Annotated in this window: 19 protein-coding genes; 11 read left to right on the forward strand and 8 right to left on the reverse strand. The window is 71.3% G+C overall.

The annotated features are described in order from the left end of the window. Positions 1–91 precede the first annotated feature (91 nt). Both YIM_RS39860 and YIM_RS39865 read left to right on the forward strand, forming a co-directional pair. Positions 92–1,249, forward strand: coding sequence for an NAD(P)/FAD-dependent oxidoreductase (locus tag YIM_RS39860; protein WP_153035284.1), 1,158 nt, complete (start codon positions 92–94; stop codon positions 1,247–1,249). Between the two features lie 26 nt (positions 1,250–1,275). After that, the gene (locus YIM_RS39865; protein ID WP_153035285.1) at positions 1,276–2,010 is read left to right on the forward strand and encodes an alpha/beta fold hydrolase; all 735 of its coding nucleotides are present in this window, start codon (positions 1,276–1,278) and stop codon (positions 2,008–2,010) included. Between the two features lie 13 nt (positions 2,011–2,023). Here the strand turns inward: YIM_RS39865 and YIM_RS39870 are convergent, their stop codons facing one another. Genes YIM_RS39870 through YIM_RS39885 form a run of 4 tightly spaced genes read right to left on the reverse strand, consistent with a single transcriptional unit; the run spans position 2,024 to position 5,355 of the window. Further along, positions 2,024–3,229: an NAD(P)/FAD-dependent oxidoreductase gene (locus YIM_RS39870; RefSeq protein ID WP_153035286.1), complete on the reverse strand. Its 1,206-nt coding sequence runs from the start codon at positions 3,227–3,229 to the stop codon at positions 2,024–2,026. Next, on the reverse strand, positions 3,226–4,356 hold the full coding sequence (locus YIM_RS39875; RefSeq protein WP_153035287.1) for an MAB_1171c family putative transporter: 1,131 nt from the start codon (positions 4,354–4,356) through the stop codon (positions 3,226–3,228). Before YIM_RS39875 ends, YIM_RS39870 begins: the two co-directional genes overlap by 4 nt. Then, positions 4,353–4,901, reverse strand: a complete 549-nt coding sequence (locus tag YIM_RS39880; RefSeq protein ID WP_153035288.1) for a hypothetical protein — start codon at positions 4,899–4,901, stop codon at positions 4,353–4,355. Before YIM_RS39880 ends, YIM_RS39875 begins: the two co-directional genes overlap by 4 nt. 4 nt (positions 4,902–4,905) lie before the next feature. Beyond that, positions 4,906–5,355, reverse strand: coding sequence for a helix-turn-helix domain-containing protein (locus tag YIM_RS39885; RefSeq protein ID WP_153035289.1), 450 nt, complete (start codon positions 5,353–5,355; stop codon positions 4,906–4,908). Between the two features lie 184 nt (positions 5,356–5,539). Here YIM_RS39885 and YIM_RS39890 point away from each other — a divergent pair, with 184 nt between their 5' ends. Next, a complete protein-coding gene (locus tag YIM_RS39890) occupies positions 5,540–6,130 on the forward strand; it encodes a GGDEF domain-containing protein (RefSeq protein ID WP_153035290.1) in 591 nt (196 codons plus the stop codon). A gap of 205 nt (positions 6,131–6,335) precedes the next feature. Here the strand turns inward: YIM_RS39890 and YIM_RS39895 are convergent, their stop codons facing one another. The 3 genes from YIM_RS39895 to YIM_RS39905 are packed head-to-tail and all read right to left on the reverse strand — an operon-like array spanning position 6,336 to position 9,054. Next, positions 6,336–7,487 (reverse strand): aminotransferase class V-fold PLP-dependent enzyme, encoded by a 1,152-nt coding sequence (locus tag YIM_RS39895; RefSeq protein WP_153035291.1) that lies wholly within the window; start codon positions 7,485–7,487, stop codon positions 6,336–6,338. Then, entirely contained in the window at positions 7,484–8,272 is a 789-nt protein-coding gene (locus YIM_RS39900) for a tryptophan 2,3-dioxygenase (RefSeq protein ID WP_153035292.1), read from the reverse strand. Before YIM_RS39900 ends, YIM_RS39895 begins: the two co-directional genes overlap by 4 nt. Beyond that, positions 8,269–9,054 carry a PaaX family transcriptional regulator C-terminal domain-containing protein gene (locus tag YIM_RS39905; RefSeq protein WP_153037543.1) on the reverse strand — a complete coding sequence of 262 codons (786 nt, stop codon included), beginning with the start codon at positions 9,052–9,054 and terminating at the stop codon, positions 8,269–8,271. The genes YIM_RS39900 and YIM_RS39905 overlap by 4 nt, the downstream gene beginning before the upstream one ends. A 90-nt stretch (positions 9,055–9,144) precedes the next feature. Between YIM_RS39905 and YIM_RS39910 the strand changes: the two genes are divergently transcribed. From YIM_RS39910 to YIM_RS39945, 8 genes are read left to right on the forward strand one after another with little or no spacing between them, the layout of a single operon-like run. Continuing rightward, complete coding sequence (locus YIM_RS39910) at positions 9,145–9,945, forward strand: LLM class flavin-dependent oxidoreductase (protein WP_153035293.1); 801 nt, start codon at positions 9,145–9,147, stop codon at positions 9,943–9,945. Further along, complete coding sequence (locus tag YIM_RS39915) at positions 9,942–11,963, forward strand: FAD-dependent monooxygenase (RefSeq protein ID WP_153035294.1); 2,022 nt, start codon at positions 9,942–9,944, stop codon at positions 11,961–11,963. The genes YIM_RS39910 and YIM_RS39915 overlap by 4 nt, the downstream gene beginning before the upstream one ends. Before the next feature lies 1 nt (position 11,964). Further along, complete coding sequence (locus YIM_RS39920; RefSeq protein WP_153035295.1) at positions 11,965–12,708, forward strand: creatininase family protein; 744 nt, start codon at positions 11,965–11,967, stop codon at positions 12,706–12,708. Then, the gene (locus YIM_RS39925) at positions 12,708–14,207 is read left to right on the forward strand and encodes a benzoate-CoA ligase family protein (RefSeq protein ID WP_153035296.1); all 1,500 of its coding nucleotides are present in this window, start codon (positions 12,708–12,710) and stop codon (positions 14,205–14,207) included. The genes YIM_RS39920 and YIM_RS39925 overlap by 1 nt, the downstream gene beginning before the upstream one ends. Continuing rightward, positions 14,204–14,896: an SDR family NAD(P)-dependent oxidoreductase gene (locus YIM_RS39930; protein ID WP_153035297.1), complete on the forward strand. Its 693-nt coding sequence runs from the start codon at positions 14,204–14,206 to the stop codon at positions 14,894–14,896. Before YIM_RS39925 ends, YIM_RS39930 begins: the two co-directional genes overlap by 4 nt. Beyond that, on the forward strand, positions 14,893–15,720 hold the full coding sequence (locus YIM_RS39935) for an enoyl-CoA hydratase family protein (protein ID WP_153035298.1): 828 nt from the start codon (positions 14,893–14,895) through the stop codon (positions 15,718–15,720). Before YIM_RS39930 ends, YIM_RS39935 begins: the two co-directional genes overlap by 4 nt. Beyond that, positions 15,705–16,124, forward strand: a complete 420-nt coding sequence (locus YIM_RS39940) for a RidA family protein (RefSeq protein ID WP_153035299.1) — start codon at positions 15,705–15,707, stop codon at positions 16,122–16,124. The genes YIM_RS39935 and YIM_RS39940 overlap by 16 nt, the downstream gene beginning before the upstream one ends. Then, a complete protein-coding gene (locus YIM_RS39945) occupies positions 16,117–17,220 on the forward strand; it encodes an acyl-CoA dehydrogenase family protein (RefSeq protein WP_153035300.1) in 1,104 nt (367 codons plus the stop codon). The genes YIM_RS39940 and YIM_RS39945 overlap by 8 nt, the downstream gene beginning before the upstream one ends. Here YIM_RS39945 and YIM_RS39950 read toward each other — a convergent pair. After that, positions 17,186–17,599: a RidA family protein gene (locus tag YIM_RS39950; RefSeq protein WP_153035301.1), complete on the reverse strand. Its 414-nt coding sequence runs from the start codon at positions 17,597–17,599 to the stop codon at positions 17,186–17,188. The genes YIM_RS39945 and YIM_RS39950 overlap by 35 nt on opposite strands. Positions 17,600–17,603 lie beyond the last annotated feature (4 nt).

Genomic DNA, 17,603 nt, shown 5'->3' on the forward strand with positions numbered 1-17,603 from the left:
CCAACACCTGTTGACATGCCAGCACTACGCGGACTAGCTTTGCCAACAGGCGTTGGCCAACAGTTGTTGACTTCGAGAGAGGCGGCCCGAAATGATTCCCGAGCAGACCGAGGTGCTGGTGGTCGGTGCAGGTCCGGTCGGCCTGGCCACGGCGGTGAGCCTGGCCCAGCAAGGCGTCGAGGTGACGGTGCTCGACCAGCAGGCGGAGGGCGCGAACACCTCGCGCGCCGCCGTGGTCCACCCGCGCACGATGGAGGCGCTGGACCGGCTCGGCGTCGCGGACCGGCTCGCCGGGCTGTCGCTGCGCGCCGGCCGGTTCACCATCCGCGACCGCGACCGCGTGCTGGTGCCGCTGGAGTTCGACCAGGTCCCGAGTCCGTACCGGACGCTGTTCATGGTTCCGCAGCCGACCACCGAGCGCGTGCTGCTCGAGCGGTTCGTCGAACTCGGCGGCGAGGTGCTGCGCCCGCACCGGCTCACCGCGCTCGACCAGAACGCGAACGGTGTGGTCGCGACCGTGGACGGGCAGCACCGCATCACCGCGCGGTACGTGGTCGGTGCCGACGGCATGCGGAGCGCGGTGCGCGAGCTCAGCGGCATCGGCTTCGGCAAGGACAGCGCCGGCGAAACGTTCACCCTCGCCGACGTGCGGCTGCAAGACGGCGGCAACGGTGGCCTGCCCGGCGACGAGGTCGTGCTGTTCTTCTCGGGGGCGGGCATGGTGGTCTCGGCCCCGCTGCCCGACGGCTCGTTCCGCATCGTGGCCGAGGTAGCGAACCCGCCTGAGGAGCCGGACCTCACCTTCGTGCAGGACCTGCTCGACCGGCGAGGCCCCGCAGCCGGCACCGCGCGGATCGCCGAGGTCGTCTGGGGCTCGCGGTTCCGCGTGCATCATCGGGTCGCCGACCGGTACCGCGCCGGCCGCGTCCTGCTGGCCGGGGATGCCGCGCACGTGCACAGCCCGGCCGGTGGTCAGGGCATGAACCTCGGCCTGCGGGACGCGGTCGCACTGGGCGAGGCACTGGGCGCGGTGGTCAAGGGCGGTACGGAGAGCCTGCTCGACGAGTACGCCGCGACCCAGCGGCCGAAGGCCGAGGAAGTGGTGAAGTTCGCCGGACGCCTGACCCGGCTGGCGACCGCGAGCCCGATGGCGCGGCCGGTGCGCAACGCGGTGCTGTCTGCGCTGGCGAAGGTGCCTGCTTTCCGCATGATGCTGACCAAGCGACTCGCCGGAGTGGCGGACCGGTGACGCGCTCCGATGGCAGGATCTCCGGCATGACCGGTGAACTGTTCGTGCGTCGTGGTGGTACTGGGGATCGAACGCTTCTGCTGCTGCACGGGCTGGGCGCGACCGGCGAGGTGTGGCAGGGCCTCACCGACCGGCTTCCCCGCGAGTGGAACTGGGTGGTGCCGGACCTGCCGGGGCACGGCCGCTCGGCCCCACTGGCCTCCTACTCCTTCGGCGAACTCGCCGCCGCGATCGCGAAGTCGGTCAGCGGTGAGGTGACCGTCGTGGGGCACTCACTCGGCGGCGTGGTGGCGCTGACGCTGGCCAGCGGCTGGTTCGGCGCGCCGGTCCCGGCCGCGTGCGGGCTCGGCATCAAGGTCAGCTGGAGCGAGGACGACCTGGCGAAGGCGGCCGCGGTGGCGGCGAAGCCCGCGCGCGTGTTCGCCACCCGGGAGGAGGCGGCGGATCGCTGGCTCAAGGTTTCCGGACTGGTCGGGCTGGTGCCGCTGGAGGCGGTGAGCGCGGGCGTGGTCCCCGACGACGACGGCTGGCGAGTGGCGCTCGACCAGGGTGCGTTCAGCGTCGGCGCACCCGACATGCGTGGCCTGCTCGCCGCGGCCGGCGGCAAGGTGGTGCTGGCCGCGGGCGAGCGCGACCCGATGTGCCAAGCCGAGCACCTGCGCGAACTCGTGCCGGACCCGGTGGTGCTGCCCGGCCTCGGGCACAACGCCCACGTCGAGGACCCCGCCGCGCTGCTCCCGCTGCTGGACGGCCTGCGCTGAGAGCGCGCGGTGCCTAGTTGGTGGCCACGGCGTCGTCGAGGGAGACGCGAGCCTCCCAATCGATGTGGTGCTTGGTGAGCCAGTCGGCGTTGTTGCGCGGCCCCTTCTTCAGCACCCGGGGCAGGACCGCGTCGCGCACCATGCGCTTGAGCGGGCCCGGCACCGCGGTGCCGCCCATGCGGGCGCTGGTCGCCACCACGCGTTCCACGCGCTCGCGCCGCAGTCCCTCGTAGGCGCGGAAGGCGTCGCCGATCTGCGCCACGTCCCGCAGGCAGCGCGCCAGCGTGACCCCGTCCTCGGCGGCCATCGACGCGCCCTGCCCGGCGTTCGGCGCGGCCACGTGCGCGGCGTCGCCGAGGATCACCATCGAGCCCGTGTGCCAGACCGGGGTGGACGGGATGTGGTACGCGTTGCTCGCGGTCACGTCGGACCCGGTGGCGCGCACGATGTCCGAGGCAGGCGTGTTGTCCTTGGCGAACAGCTCCAGCGCCCTGGCCTTCCACTCCTCGGCATCGATGGTGGCGAGGTCGGCCTTGCTCAGCTCGGCACCGGGCGCGTTGGTGAACCACCAGGTCTCGCCGTTCGGCGCGGTGACGTAGCCGAAGAAGGCGCGCTTGCCGTAGATCATCCGATAGCTGCCGTCCGGAGCCGGCGACGGCGCGTTCTCGGCGTACCCGCAGATGGTGGTGTTGCCGAGGTGCCGCGGCCGGGGCGCGGTCTCGTCGATGAGGGTGCGCGTGACCGAGTGGATGCCGTCGGCGCCGATCAGCAGGTCGCCCTTGGCCTGGTCGCCGTCGGCGAAGGTGGCGACCACCCCGCCGTCGGAGGTGTTGCGCGCGCCGGTGAGCCGCTTGCCGTGCTCGATCCGGATTCCGCGCGCGGCCAGTTCGTCCTGGAGCACGCGGTAGAGCGTGGCGCGCTTGAGGGTGCGCGGCCCGAGCACGCCCTCGCGCCGCAGCGGCACCTCGCCGAGGTACTTGCCGGTCCCGCTGAGGAACTCCACCTTCGACGCGGGGAAGGACTGGTCGGCCACCTGCTCGTGCACGCCGATCGCGCGCAGGGCGTCCTGGCCGTTGCTCATCAACGTGAGGAACGCGCCGACGTCGTCGGCACCGGTCGGGTAGGCCTCGTAGACCACCGACTCGATGCCCGCCTTGCGCAGGGCCATCGCGGTCACCGGACCGGCGATGCCCCCACCGATGATCAGCGCGTGGGTCATCGGCTCGCCTGCAATGCGCGCGAGAGGGCAGCCAATTCGCGGACGTCGGCGTCCAGCCCTTCGGCCGCGGGCATCGCCACCGGCACCGCTTGTTTCGGCACCGGGTCGCCGGTGGACCGGGTGCGCAGCGCCTCCTTCAGCTTGTCCGCGAGGTTCTCGTGCGTCACCGGCTGTTCCCGCAGGTCAGCCAGGTAGGGGCTGATGCGCACCAGCCCGTCCCGGCATTCGATCACGCGCCGGTAGTAGCGGCGGTGCACGCCGGTCACGCTGAGCGCGTCGCGCCAGCGGCTGGACGGCACGCGGCTGAGCGCGTCTTCCGGGAACTCCTGGTGCAGCACGGTCCACAGCGGGCCGAGGCGCCGGTACATCCGGCGGTGGTGCAGCCACACCCCGGCCGCGGCCAGCTTCCGCGCGGCGGCCGGGTAGATGAAGCCGATCAGGAAGATCACGATGCCGGGCAGCAGGAAGAACATCGCGCCGATCGAGCCGATCGAGGTCTGCGCCGTGCCGTCGGCACCCGGCGCGGCGGCCATGCCCAGCCAGCGCAGGATCACCGCCGGAATGAACAGGCAGTCCGCGATCACGATCATCGACATGCCGATCCCGGCCAGCCGCAGCCCGCGCCGCACACTGCGCTCGGCGCCCTTCGCGGACTTGAACGCCCAGCGCGCCGCGAGGCCGAAGCCGAGCCCCATGTAGGCGTCGGCGGTGACGAAGAACAACGCCACCCCGGTCACCGAGTGGTCGTTCGTGGCCACCCCCGCCGGCGTGATCGCCGCAGCCACGATCAGCACCACCTCGGCGACGGCCAGCGGGATCAAGTATCGCGTCGTCTTGCGCAGCGCCTCGCGCTGGTCCAGCGCGGAGAAGAGGAAGAACGAGATCAGGCAGTTGACCGCGACCAGCAGGATTCCGTGCTGGATCAGCCGCGACACCATCGGCGGCAGGCCGAGGAAAATCTGGTTCTCCCCGGCGATCAGGCCGAACGGGTAGGCGACGGCCAGGCAGCCGACGGCGATCGTCACGCACCACAGCGGGGCCGAGCGGGGCGAGCGGACCAGCCGGATCAGCAGCCAGGTCAGCGCGGCGACCGCGACGACACCGTAGGCGATCAGTCCGGCGCTCACAGCCACCCCAACCGGTCGGAGAGCGCGGCCTCCATCCGGCGGGCGGAAGGCGCGTTCGCACCCGGCGCGACCCGGTCGAGCACCGAGGCCCATTCGAGGATGATCGTCGCGACGGTCTCCGCCTCGCGCTCGTGCTCGGTGTCGTAGGAGGTGCGGCGCAGCGCGCGGCGCACCGCGTCGGACTCCAGATCCGGGTACCGCTCGCGCAGCGCGTTGGGCTCCACGTCGGGATACAGCTCGGCGAGCAGCGCGTCGTCGCCCTCGTCGCTGTGGTGCCCGGCCAGGATGTGGCCGAGTTCGTGCAGGATGATGTGGCCCTGGTGGGCCTTACTGGTTTCCTGCTGGTAGAGGATGTAGTCGGCGGACTGGGTGGTGATCCAGACGCCGAACGGACCGGGTACCGGGATGGCGTGCGCGATCAGCCGGATCGGCTTGCCCCGGCGCTCACCCACCTTGCGGCACAGCTCGGTCACGTCCAGCGGCGGGCGGATGTCCAGTTCGTTCAGCAGCTGCCTGCACTGCCGGCGTAACGCTCGCTCGCGCACCGGATCACTCCTCCGTGTCGGCTCGGGCGGCCTGCTCCTCGCGATAGACGACGTTGAGCAGCTCCATCACCAGGCGGCGGCGCTCGGGCGAAAGCTCCCCCGCCCGCATCGCCATCAGCTGCGCGTCGCTGCTGCCCGCGATCTCGTTGAGGCGCGCCTGCTCGGACTTCAGCTCCGCCAGTTGCCTGTCGACCCTATCGGTGACCGCGTCATCGAAGAAGTAGCTGGCGGGCACACCGAAGAACCCGGCCAGCGCCTGGAGGTGCTTGAAGGTCGGGTTGTCCTTCTTGCCCTTGCGCAGCTGCCAGATGTAGCTCTGCGAGATCTTGACCTCGCCCTGGTCCGAGATGGTCGCCGCGACGTGCTCGTTGCTGTATTCCTGGCCGCTGCGCGGTGTCTGGTTGGCGAACAAGTGGTTGAGCTTGTCCGCCAGGCTCCGGCTACCCCGATCCACCGTGTCCACCTCTCCACATTTGGACTGAGGAAGAAGTCCATCCCGTTGGTTTTCTTCGCATCAGTTGAAACCACGGTCCGCGCCCATTAGTCTCCAGAGCGTGACCGGATTGACTGATGCGAAAGAGGGTAGCAGCCGGACACTGTATGTGAGTACAAGCGGACGTGATCGATCCGCTGCCACCGTGCCCGGCGCCGTGCGCACCGCCGATCGTGGCCTGTGCTGCGAGAAATGCGGTGAACCGCTGGGCTACCGCGCGATGGACCGGCTCACCGGCCTGCCGGGCCGCTGGGAGTGGGACCACCAGGCCGGGCATGCCCTCCAGGGGCTGGCCCACCGGCCGGGGGTGGTGCTGCTGGTCGACCTGGACCGGTTCCAGGCCATCAACGACGCGCATGGTCATCTCGCCGGGGACACGGTGCTGACTTCGGTGGCCCTCGCACTGCGGAACACCGTGCGCGACGGCGACGTCCTCGGCCGGTTCGGCGGGCACGACGGGGACGAGTTCCTCGTGCTCCTGCCCGCGACCCGGCTCGAACAGGGACTCTCGGTCGCGCGGGACATACGTACCAGGATAAGGACCATCGTGGTCACCGTGCGATCCGCGATCGGCCATACGGTGGTCATCGAGGAGCTGACCAGCTCCATCGGCGTCGGCGTGCACCACCCCGGCCTGGGCACCGGCCTACGCGAACTCGTCGGCGAGGCGCACCTCGCCCTGCAAACCGCCAAGCGCTCCGGTCGCGACCGGATCTCCTTGCCGCCCGTCGCCTGACCTCGTGGCCTGACCCTCCCGCCCGATGCGTCGCCTGGCCCCGCCGCCCGATCCTGTTGCCCCGCCCGGCCCGGTTGCCTGGCCCGGCCGCGCCTTGCCCGGCCACCCGTCCCGGCCGACCCACCGCTCAGCTCGGCCGCCTACCTAAGCCGCGCAGCTCACCTGCCTGGCTCAGGCGAGCGGCTTGACCGTCCGGCTCGCCTGCTTAGGCGCAGACCTCGCCGAGTGCTGCCATGGCGGCGTCGAGTTGGGCGTCGGCCAGGTAGGGGGCGGGGCCGAAGCGGAGGTATTCGCCGCGGCTGTCGGTCCGGACCCCGCGCCTCTCCAGTTCGGCGCAGAACTCCCCGGCCCGCGGACTCCGCAGCGCGAGGAACCCGCCGAACTCCTCTCTGGGCAGCTGCTCGCGGGTGATCAGCGAAGGCGGCAGGTCCAGCGCGTCGAACCGGTCCGCGAGCCGGGTGGTCTGCCGCAGCGAGATCTCCCGGAGCCGCTCGGCGGTCAGCCCCTGCTCGACAAAGAAGGCGGCCACCCTGGCGGCCCGGTAGTGGCTGGTCGGGTCGTAGGTGGCGCCTGCGAACCGGTCGGCACCAGCCGCGTAGGCGACCGCGCCGGGACGCCGCGCGTCGGCGATGGCGCCGAACTCGGCGAACCACCCGGTCACGATCGGCCGCAGCTCGGCGGCGTGCGGCGGGACCCGCAGGAAGCAGTTGCCCTCGCCGAACTGGAGGTACTTGTAGCCGCCGCCCACGATCCAGGCTTCACCGAGCCCGTCCATCGAGAACGGCACCGCACCTAGTGCGTGGTACGCGTCGACCACCAGCTCGGCACCACGCGAAGCGCAGCGTTCAGCCACAGATTGCACATCGCATACGATGCGCGATGTCTCGAACAGCACCTTAGAGACGAATACCGCGCACGTTCGGTCGTCGACTTCGGCAGCGAGGCGCCCGGCCAGTGACTCCACTGGTGAGGCCGCCACCCGCACCACCTCGACCCCCGTCTCGGCCAGCCTCGCGAGCTGGCGCCGCAGCGTGTGGAATTCGCCGTCGGTGGTCACCACGCGAGGTCGCGATCGCAGGTCGAGTGCGGACAGCAGGCGGATCACCAGCTCGTGCGTGTTCGCCCCGAGCGCCAGCTCGGCCGCCGGATCACCCAGCCAGCCCCGGAACGCGGCGCGCACCTCGTCCGCCTTCGCGAACGCCCGATCCCACTTCGCGTCGACCTCGAGTGCGGCATCCTCGAAGGCCTCGACCTGCCCCTCCAGCGCGACGTCCGGCCAGGCCTGGTGCGAATGCGCCGAGAGCAGCAGCCGCTCGTCCACCCGGAACCGGCGGTAGTGCGCGGCGAGCGGGTTCACAGCCGGCTCCGCACGGCCCACAGGTCCGGGAACATCGGCCGGAACAGGGTCTCCCGCAGGTAGCGCGCCCCCGAGGAACCACCGGTGCCGGTCTTGTCGCCGATGGTCCGCTCGACCATCTTCACGTGCCGGTACCGCCATTCCTGCACCCCTTCATCGAGGTCGACCAGGTGCTCGGCGATCGTCGACGGCCCGCCGTCGTCCTTGTAGACCTTCAGCAGCACGTCCTGCAGCTCCTGCGACGGCTCCAGCGGCTTGGTGAGGTCCCGGCCCGACGGCACGTCGTACCCGCACTTGGCCAGGTAGCTGACGTACGAGTCGAACACGGACGGCCGCGCCATGGCCGCGGTGACCCGGTCCCGCGCCTCGCCGGGCGGGTGGTGGGCCACCGCGCGGTCGTCCCGGCGGCCGAGCACCGTCTCCAGCTCGCGGAACTGCGCCGACTGGAAGCCGCTCGAGGCGTCCAGCCGCGCCCGGAACCCGGTGAACTGGCTCGGCGTCATCGTCTCCAGCACGTCGATCTGCGCGACGATCACCTTGAAGATGGTCAGCACCCGGCGCAGCGAGCGCACCGCGTGCGCGGTCGCGCCCGCCTCCAGCTGCCGCTGCAGCTCGCCCAGCTCGTGCAGGATCTGCTTGAACCACAGCTCGTAGACCTGGTGGATGACGATGAACAGCAGTTCGTCGTGCTCCTCGGAGCGGGGGCGCTGCGCATTGAGGACCTCGTCCAGCGCCAGGTACGAGGTGTAGGTCAGGGCCGCGTTGTTCGCGGTCGGCTCGGTCATGGGGTGGTCACCTCGTCGAAGTGTCGTTGCGCGGCGGGTGCCAAGGCCGCCTGCAGGTCATGGAACAACGCCACCGCCCGGGCGCGCGCGGCCGGTGCCGGCACGATCTCCCCCGGCAGCTCCGGATCCCTGGCCGGGAACTCCCGGAAGATGTGGAGCAGCCGCGTGCGCAGGGCGAACGCGGCCGCGTCGTCGAGCGCGGCACGCGCCCGCTCGTCGGCGTAGCCCTCGAACTCGGCGACGAAGGCGCGATAGCGGGCGGCCAGGTCGTCGAGGTCCCAGGCTCGCGCGGCGAACACGCCGATGTCGAGCCCGGTCGACGGCTTGCCGAGCATGAGCCCGGCGTGCGCGGTCACCTCCAGCTCGCGCAGCAGGTCCAGCACCTCCTGCTCACGATCGTGCGCCGCCAGCCAGGTGCCGTCCTGCACCGAACCGAAGCCGAGGAAGCGCAGCCGCCGCACCAGCCGCTCGCGGGCGACGCGGCGGTCATCCGGGATCTGGTGCCAGAGCACGGTCCAGTCGCCGGCGCGCGGAGTCGTGCGCCCGAGAGAGAAGATCCGCCGGTCACCGTCTTCCAGCACGGACAGCGTGCGCTGGGTCAGCCGGTAGTAGACGCGCCTGCCGTCCTTGTGCCGTTCGAGCAGGTCACGGCGGACCACGCGGGTCAGCGCGATCCGGGCCGCGCCCTCGGAGAAGCCGAGTTCGGCGAGCAGCGCGACCAGCCCGCCCGACCACACCTGACGGGTGCGCCGCGGTTCGACGTACCCGCCGAGCAGGGTCATCACCAGCTCCTGGGGAGCGGGTTCGAAGGCAGCGGGGTCCACCCGTCCGACTCTATACACCTCACCAGGCTGCCGTGTAGGTTGATTTCGATGAAGGTCGGAATCGGACTGCCGAACACCACGCCGGACGCGACCGGGCGGCTGCTCGCCGAGTGGGCACGCCGGGCCGACGACGGCCCGTTCTCCACCGTCGCCGTGCTGGATCGGCTGGTCTACGACAGCGTCGAGCCGTTCGCTGCGCTGGCCGCGGCGGCCGCGGTCACCGAGCGGGTGCGCCTGGCCACCAACATCGCCATCGGCCCGCTGCGCAGCGCCGCGATGCTGGCCAAGCAGGCGGATTCGGTGGCGCGGCTGAGCGACGGCCGGTTCACCCTCGGGCTCGGCGTCGGGGCCCGGCGCGACGACTACACCGCCGCCGAGGCCGACCACCACACCCGAGGCGAACGCCTGTCCGCGCAACTCGCGCACCTCCGAACGGAGAACACCGACATCGAACTGCTGGTCGGCGGCAGCAGCGGCGCGGCCTTCGCCAGGATGGCGCGCTACGCCGACGGGTTCGCCCACGGCGGCGGCCCGCCCCGCGCCTTCGCCTCCGCCGCGACCAGGGCTCGCGCCGCCTGGCACGACCTCGGCCGTCCCGGCAGGCCGAAGCTTTGGGGCCAGGGCTACTTCGCGCTCGGCGACCCGGACCGCGGCTCCGCCTACCTGCGCGACTACTACGCCTTCACCGGCCCGTTCGCCGAGACCATCGCCGCGGCCAACCTGACCAGCGCCCGCGCGATCAAGGACTTCGTGCGCGGGTACGCGGCCGAGGGTTGTGACGAGCTGATCCTCTTCCCCACTGTCGCCGACCTGGACGAGGTCGACCGGCTGGCCGAGGTGCTGGCATGAAGGTCTGCGTACTGGGTGCCGGGCCGGCCGGGCTGTACCTGTCGATCCTGCTCAAGCGGGCCGATCCAGCGCACGAGATCGAGATCTTCGAGCGCAACGCGCCGGGCGCGACCTTCGGCTGGGGCGTGGTCTTCTCCGAGGAGACGCTCGGCGAACTGCGCGACGCCGACTACGCCACCTTCCTGCGGATCACCGACACCTTCGCGCGCTGGGACGCGATCGACATCCGCTACCGGGGCGAGGTGCTGCGCTCGCGAGGGCACGGCTTCTCCGCCATCGCCCGCAAGAAACTGCTCGCCATCCTGCAGGAACGCTGCCGCGAACTGGGCGTCGTACTGCGGTTCGAGACCAGCATCGAGGATCCGGCCGAGCTTCCGGAAGCCGATCTGGTGGTCGCCTCCGACGGGGTGAACAGCGTGCTGCGGCGCTCGCGCGACTTCGGCACGCGCTCGACCCCGCAGGGCTGCAAGTACATCTGGTACGGCACGGACCTCGTGCTCGACGCCTTCCGGTTCAGCTTCGCCGAGACCGAGCACGGCCTGATCCAGACCCACTCCTACCCGTTCGACGAGCACACCAGCACGGTCATCGTGGAGTGCCCGGAACCGACCTGGCGGGCCGCCGGGCTGGACCGGATGAGCGACGAGGAGAGCATCGCCTTCTGCGAGGACCTGTTCGCCCGCGACCTCGAGGGGCACAGCCTGCTGTCGAACAAGTCGGCCTGGCTCAGCTTCCCGCGCATCCGGAACCGGCGGTGGAGCGACGGCAACGTGGTGCTGCTCGGCGACTCCGCGCACACCGCGCACTTCTCCATCGGCTCCGGTACGAAGCTCGCCATGGAGGACGCAGTTTCGCTGGCCAACGCGTTCGTGCGGCACGGCCACCACGACCGGGCCGCGATCCGGGCCGCGCTGGTGCACTACGAACTGGAGCGGCGGCCGATGGTGGACCGGTTCCAGCAGGCCGCGGCCGACAGCGCCGGCTACTTCGAGCGCGTCCGGCACCACACCGGCCTGCCGCCCCGGCAGTTCGCGGTCAACCTGCTCACCCGCAGCGGGCGGATCAGCCACGCGAACCTGGCACTGCGCGATCCGGAGTTCGTCCGGCGGGCCGACCTCGACTTCGCGGGCGAGCCGGACCGGCTGTTCGCCCCGCCGCCGTTCCTCACTCCCCTGCAGCTGGGCAAGGCGCTGATCCCGAACCGGCTCGTGGTGACCGGCGACCCGCGCGGTGCCGGGCTGGTGCGCACGGCGCCGATCGCGGTGTCCGAGGACGGCCGGATCACCCCGGAGACCCAGGTCGGCGTCGCTTCCTACCCGGTCGACGCGGTGCACGAGGCGGGCGCGCTGGCGATGGCGTGCCTCACGCACGCCGGTCGCCGGGGCGCGACCCGGCCCGCGCGGTTCGGCGTCGACGTGCCGTTGCCACCGGACGAAGCCTGGCCGCTGCTGTCCGCCTCGGCAGTGTCGTACGGGCCGTTGAGCCAGGTGCCGAAGGCTGCCGACGAGGCGGACCTGAAGCGGATTCGCGATCACTTCGCCTCGGCGGCCGCGGAGGCGGCGACCGCCGGGTTCGACCTGCTCGAGCTGGACTTCGCGCAGGGCAGACTGCTCGCGAGCTTCCTCTCACCACTGACCAATCCCGCCGAGGACCGGCTGCGCTTCCCACTCGAGGTCCTCAGCGCGTGCCGGGAGGCATGGCCGGAGGAACGCCCGCTCGTCGTCCGGCTGACCGTCACCGACTGGGCTCCGCGAGGCGCGACGATCGAGGACGGCGTGGCGTACGCGCGTGCCTTCGCGGAGGCGGGCGCGTCGATGATCCACGTCGAAGCGGGCCAGACGGTCGCCGAGACCAGACCGGTCTACCGGCGGGGCTTCCTCACCGCGCTCAGTGACCGCATCCGCGCCGAAGCAGCCGTGCCAACGCTTGTTGGCGGGCATCTGACCAGCACTGACGAGGTCAACACCGTGCTTGCCGCCGGCCGCGCGGATCTGTGCCTGCTCGACGTGGAGGCCTGAGATGTACTTCGCCGAGCTGACCTCACCCGAAGTCGACAGCCTGCGGTCCGGCTCGCGCACCCCGGTGCTGCTGCTGCCGGTCGGCGCCGTGGAGCCGCACGGTCCGCACGCCCCGCTCGGCACCGACCCGCTGATCTCGCAGGGCATGTGCGAGCGCGCGGCTCGCCGGCTCGACGGTGATCCGGAGGTGCGCGCGCTCATCCTGCCCGCGCTCCCCTACGGCGTGACCCAGTTCGCGCGCGGGTTCGCCGGCGGGGTGCACATCGCCGCGGAGACCCTGTTCGCGCTGGTCACCGACGTGTGCCGGGCACTCGCCGAGCAGGGCCTGGACCGCGTGGTGATCGTGAACAACCACTTCGAACCCGAGCACGTGGCGACGCTGCGCCGCGCGGCCGAGTCGGTGGGCGCCGCCTATCTCGACCTGGTGCGCCGCCGCAACGCGGAGCGGCTCACCGACGAATTCCGGAGCGGTTCGTGCCATGCCGGGCGGTACGAGACGTCGCTGGTGCTCGCCGATCGCCCGGACCTCGTCGACACCGCGGCCATGCGCGAACTCCCCGCGGTGCCGGTCGACCTGCCCTCGGCGATGCGTGCCGGTCAGTCCGATTTCCGGGACATGGGCATGAACGCGGCCTACTGCGGTGCCCCGGCCGAAGCAACCGCCGCAGAAGGCGCGGAAACCTTCGAAACCTTGACCACCATGCTCGTCGAAACCATTCGCGCGAAAGCGAAGGGGGCGTGCTGATGTACTCGAACATCACCTCGTACTTCCTGGACCGCAACGAGGGTTCGCGAACGGCGCTGATCACGCCGGAGCGAACGGTCACCTACGCCGAACTCATCACGCTGAGCAATCGCGCCGGAAACGCCCTGCGCACCCTGGGGATCCGAAGTGGACAACGGGTGCTGCTGGCGTTGAACGACGGTGTCGACTTCGTCGCCGCGTGGTACGGCGCGCAGAAGATCGCCGCGGTCACCGCCGAGGTCTACACCTTCCTGCAGCCGAAGGACTACGCGTACTTCATGAACTACACCGAGGCGGTCGTGGTGATCGCCGACGCCACCACATTGGGGCCGCTGCGCGAGGCCGGCGCGCGGAACCTCGTGGTCGCCGGGGTCGGCGAGGACGAGCTGCGGCCGGGCGAGCATTCACTGGACAGGTTGCTGGCAGACGCCTCCGACCAGCTCGACCCCGTCGAAACCCCGGACGACGAGGTGGCGATCTGGAAGTTCACCACCGGCAGCACCGGCGCGCCCAAGGCGTGCACGCACACCCGTCGCAGCCCGATCCGCAGTTTCGAGTTGTACGCCAAGGAAATCCTCGGCATCAACGCCGACGACAAGGTGCTCGGCGTGCCCAAGCTGTTCTTCGGGTACGCCCGCGACCTGGTCGCGATGTTCCCGTTCGGGGTCGGCGGTTCCGGCATCGTGTTCCCCGAGCGCACCACCCCGGAGCTGCTGTTCCGCCTGATCGCCGAGCACCGGCCGACGATCCTGGTCAACGTGCCCACGATGATGAGCGCGATGCTGGCCCATCCGGCGGCCGCCGAGCAGGATCTCAGCTGCCTGCGGTTGTGCACGTCGGCCGGTGAGGCCCTGCCCGCCGAAGTGCACCGGAAATGGGATGAAACCTTCGGTGTCGAGGTCGTCGACGGAATCGGGTCCTCCGAGGCGTACCACATCTTTTTGTCGAACAGACCGGGTGCGGCCAAACGGGGCAGCCTCGGCCGGGAAGTGCCCGGCTATTCGGCACGCGTGATCGACGAATCGGGTACCGCGTTGCCGGACGGGGAAATCGGCACACTCGAAGTGACCGGCCCGACGATCGCCGGCGAGTACTGGGGCGACACCGAAAAGTCGGCCCGCACCTTCGACGGTGACACACTGCGCTCCGGTGACCTGTTCAGCCGCGACGCCGAAGGCTTCTTCACCCACCACGGCCGTGCCGACGACCTGCTCAAGATCGGCGGCATCTTCGTGGCGCCGAGCGAGATCGAGAACTGCCTGCTGGGCCATCCGGAAGTGGTCGAATGCGCGGCGCTCGGCTACGAACAGGACGGGCTCGCCCGGGTCCGCGCATTCGTGGTGCGGAACGGGACCGTCACCGAGGATGAGCTGCGCGAGTACGCGCGTGCGCGCCTGGCCGGGCACAAGTACCCGCGCGAGATCGTTTTTGTGGACACGCTGCCGCGCACGGCCAACGGCAAGCTCGATCGCCGCGCGCTGCGAACGGAGGCCCGATGAGCAGGCTCGTGGTGGTCACCGGCGGCACCCGCGGCATCGGCGCCGCCATCGCCGCGCGGTTCGCCGACGCCGGTGACGAAGTCCTCGCCCCGGGCCGCGCCGACTGCGACGTGACCGACGAAGCCGCGGTGACCGCCTTCTTCGCCGGGCTCGGCCCGGTCGACGTGCTGGTCAACAACGCGGGCATCTCGACGAGCGCGCCACTGGCCCGCACCTCGCTGGCGGACTGGCAGGCACAACACGAGGTCAACGCGACCGGCGCGTTCCTGTGCACGCGGGCCGTGCTGCCGGGCATGCGCGAACGGGACTCCGGCCGGATCGTCACCGTGGCCTCGACCGCCGGGCACGCCGGTTACCGCTACACCGCCGGGTACACCGCGTCCAAGCACGCCGCGGTGGGCCTGACCAGGGCGGTCGCCGCCGAGGTCGCGGGCACCGGGGTCACCTCGAACGCGGTCTGCCCGGCCTTCGTGCGCACCGACATGACCCGCACCTCGATCGAGCGCATCCGCGACTCGACCGGGCGTGACGCGGCGCAGGCCGAGGCGGCGCTCGCCGCCGCGTCCCCGCTCGGGCGCCTGCTCGAACCCGAGGAGGTGGCCCACGCGGTCGCCTTCCTCGCCGCACCCGAGGCTGCCGCGGTCAACGGGCAGACCATCGTTCTCGACGGAGGTGGAATCCAGCTATGAGCCCGTTCCGCGCTTCGCCCGGCTTCACCGGGCAGTGGGCGCATTTCGACTTCGAGGTGACCGACGGCGTGGCCACCGTCACGCTGAACCGGCCGGAGAAGCTCAACGCGCTGACTTTCGACGTCTACGCCGACCTGCGCGACCTGCTCGCCGAACTGCCGCACCGCGGTGACGCGAAGGTGCTGGTGATCGCCGGGCAGGGGCGCGGCTTCTGCTCGGGCGGGGACGTCGAGGAGATCATCGGCGAGCTGCAGAAGTTCGAGACCGCGCAGCTGCTGGAGTTCACCAGGATGACCGGCGCGGTGGTCAAGGCGCTGCGCGAGTGCCCGCTGCCGGTGATCGCCTCGATCAACGGGATCGCCGCGGGTGCCGGCTCGGTGATCGCGCTGGCCAGCGACTTCCGCCTGATGGCGCGCTCGGCCGCGTTCGCCTTCCTGTTCACCAAGGTCGGACTCGCCGGGGCGGACATGGGCTCGGCCTACCTGCTGCCCCGCGTGGTCGGGCTCGGGCGCGCGACCGAGCTTCTGATGCTCGGCGACAAGATCCGCGCCGAGAAGGCCGAGCAGATCGGGCTCGCCTCGCAGGTGGTCGACGACGAGGAGTTGCCTGCCGCGGTCACCGAGCTGGCCCGGCGGCTGGCCGATGGCCCGGCGCTGGCGTATTCGACCACCAAGGTGCTGCTCACCAGGGAACTCGACATGGACCTCGGCAGCTCGATCGAGCTGGAGGCGATGACCCAGGCGCTGCTGATGACCAGCAAGGACCACGGCGAGTTCTACCGCGCGTGGACGGCGGGAAGGAGTCCGCAGTGGACGGGTCGGTGAGCGCGCACCGGATCGTGGTGGCGCCGGAGCTGGCGGAGCCGGTCGGCTTCGCGCACGCGGTCGTGGCCGCGCCCGGGCGCACGGTGTACCTCGGCGGGCAGACCGCGCAGGGCCGCGACGGCGAGATCGTCGGCGACACGATCGTGGAACAGTTCGACGTGGCCGCCGGGAACGTCGCCGCGGCGCTGCGGGCGGCCGGTGGGCAGCCCTCCGACCTGGTGTCGCTGCTGTTCTACGTGACGGACCTGCCCGCCTACCGGGCGGCGCTGAAGGAGCTGGCCCCGCTGTACCGCAAGCACTTCGGCCGGCACTACCCGGCGATCGCGCTGCTCGGCGTGGCCGAGCTGTTCGATCCGGCGGCGAAGCTCGAACTGGTCGGCACGGCGGTGATCACCGATGGGTGATCTGCTGGCCCGCGCCGAGCAGGTCGGCGAGGAACTGCGCGCGCTGGCACGCGAGGACGGCCGGATCAACCGGCCGCTGGTGCGCGCGCTGGCCGAGCACGGCCTGCTGGACCTGGTGTTCGTGCGCGATCAGGCGGGCTACCGGCCGGTGACCGCGATGGTGCTGTGCCTGCTGCGCGAGGGCCTGGCCCGGCACTGCACCGAGGCGGAGACCGCGTTCGCGGTGCAGGGGCTGGGCTCGTACCCGATCCTGTCGGCGGGCAGGCCGGAGGTGGTCGACGAGTGGATCCCGCGGGTCGCCGCCGGTGAGGCCGTCGCCGCGTTCGCGCTGACCGAGCCGGGCGCCGGGTCCGACGTGGCCTCGCTGGCGCTGCAAGCGACCCCGGACGGCAACGGCTACCGGCTCAACGGCGAGAAGGTCTACATCTCCAACGCGCCCGACGCCGACGTCTATACGGTGTTCGCGCGAACCGGCGACGCGGGGTCGCGCGGCATCACGGCCTTCTGCGTGCCCGGCTCGTCACCCGGGCTCAGCGGGGAGTCGATCCCGCTGCTGTCGCCGCACCCGATCGGACGACTGGTGTTCGACCACGTCTTCGTGCCGCGGACCCACGTGCTCGGGGAGGTCGGTCGCGGCATGCGCGTGGCGATGGGCACGCTGAACCTGTTCCGGCCCAGCGTCGGCGCCTTCGCGGTGGGCATGGGCCAGGCCGCGCTCGACGCCGCCGTGGCCTATGCCGGTGCCAGGGAGGCGTTCGGGAAGCGGCTGCACGACTTCCAGGCGGTGTCGCACTCGCTGGCCGAGGTCGCGACCCGGCTCAAGGCGGCCCGCCTCCTGGTACACGACGCGGCCGCCGCCTACGACGAGGGCCGCTCCGAGGTCGCGTCGGCGGCCGCGATGGCCAAGCTCTTCGCCACCGAGACCGCGCAGCAGGCGGTCGACGCCGCGATCCAGGTCCACGGTGCCCGCGCCCTCGAGCGCGGGCACCTGCTGGAACACCTGTACCGCGAGGTTCGCGCGCCCCGTATTTACGAGGGCGCCTCCGAGGTGCAGCGCGAGATCATCGCGCGGAGCTTGTTCCCAGGGCAGCGGTGACGTCCAGTTCGACGAGCTGGCCGGGGTAGCCGAGCACGGTGACCCCGGTCAGGGTGCTCGCGGTGGTGAAGGCCTCGGCGAGGGCGGAGGCGTTGAGCCGGTCCCAGACCGCGGACAGCTCGTCGGCCGAGGTGGTGGCCACGTAGATCACCGTCCGGACCACGTCGGCCGGGCCCGCGCCGGCGGACTCCAGTGCGGTGAGCGTGTTCGCCACCACCTGGTCGACCTGGGCGAGCAGGCCGCCGTCGACGGTGGCGCCCTCGGCGTCGAGCGGGCACTGCCCGGCGAGGAAGACGAGCCGGGTGGGCTCGGTGACGGTCACGTGGTGGTAGCCGGGCGGGACGTGCAGGGCCGGGGGATTTGTCCGGAGAATGCTCACCGGG

This window comes from Amycolatopsis sp. YIM 10, assembly GCF_009429145.1.
In the GTDB taxonomy this organism is placed as follows: Bacteria; Actinomycetota; Actinomycetes; order Mycobacteriales; family Pseudonocardiaceae; genus Amycolatopsis.

Bases quoted from the DNA above. Each gene is read 5' to 3' on its own strand.
- YIM_RS39860 (WP_153035284.1), top strand. From the start codon at position 92: ATGATTCCCGAGCAGACCGAGGTGCTGGTGGTCGGTGCAGGTCCGGTC.
- YIM_RS39865 (WP_153035285.1), top strand. From the start codon at position 1,276: ATGACCGGTGAACTGTTCGTGCGTCGTGGTGGTACTGGGGATCGAACG.
- YIM_RS39870 (WP_153035286.1), bottom strand. From the start codon at position 3,229: ATGACCCACGCGCTGATCATCGGTGGGGGCATCGCCGGTCCGGTGACC.
- YIM_RS39900 (WP_153035292.1), bottom strand. From the start codon at position 8,272: ATGACCGAGCCGACCGCGAACAACGCGGCCCTGACCTACACCTCGTAC.
- YIM_RS39905 (WP_153037543.1), bottom strand. From the start codon at position 9,054: ATGACCCTGCTCGGCGGGTACGTCGAACCGCGGCGCACCCGTCAGGTG.
- YIM_RS39910 (WP_153035293.1), top strand. From the start codon at position 9,145: ATGAAGGTCGGAATCGGACTGCCGAACACCACGCCGGACGCGACCGGG.
- YIM_RS39915 (WP_153035294.1), top strand. From the start codon at position 9,942: ATGAAGGTCTGCGTACTGGGTGCCGGGCCGGCCGGGCTGTACCTGTCG.
- YIM_RS39920 (WP_153035295.1), top strand. From the start codon at position 11,965: ATGTACTTCGCCGAGCTGACCTCACCCGAAGTCGACAGCCTGCGGTCC.
- YIM_RS39925 (WP_153035296.1), top strand. From the start codon at position 12,708: ATGTACTCGAACATCACCTCGTACTTCCTGGACCGCAACGAGGGTTCG.
- YIM_RS39930 (WP_153035297.1), top strand. From the start codon at position 14,204: ATGAGCAGGCTCGTGGTGGTCACCGGCGGCACCCGCGGCATCGGCGCC.
- YIM_RS39935 (WP_153035298.1), top strand. From the start codon at position 14,893: ATGAGCCCGTTCCGCGCTTCGCCCGGCTTCACCGGGCAGTGGGCGCAT.
- YIM_RS39945 (WP_153035300.1), top strand. From the start codon at position 16,117: ATGGGTGATCTGCTGGCCCGCGCCGAGCAGGTCGGCGAGGAACTGCGC.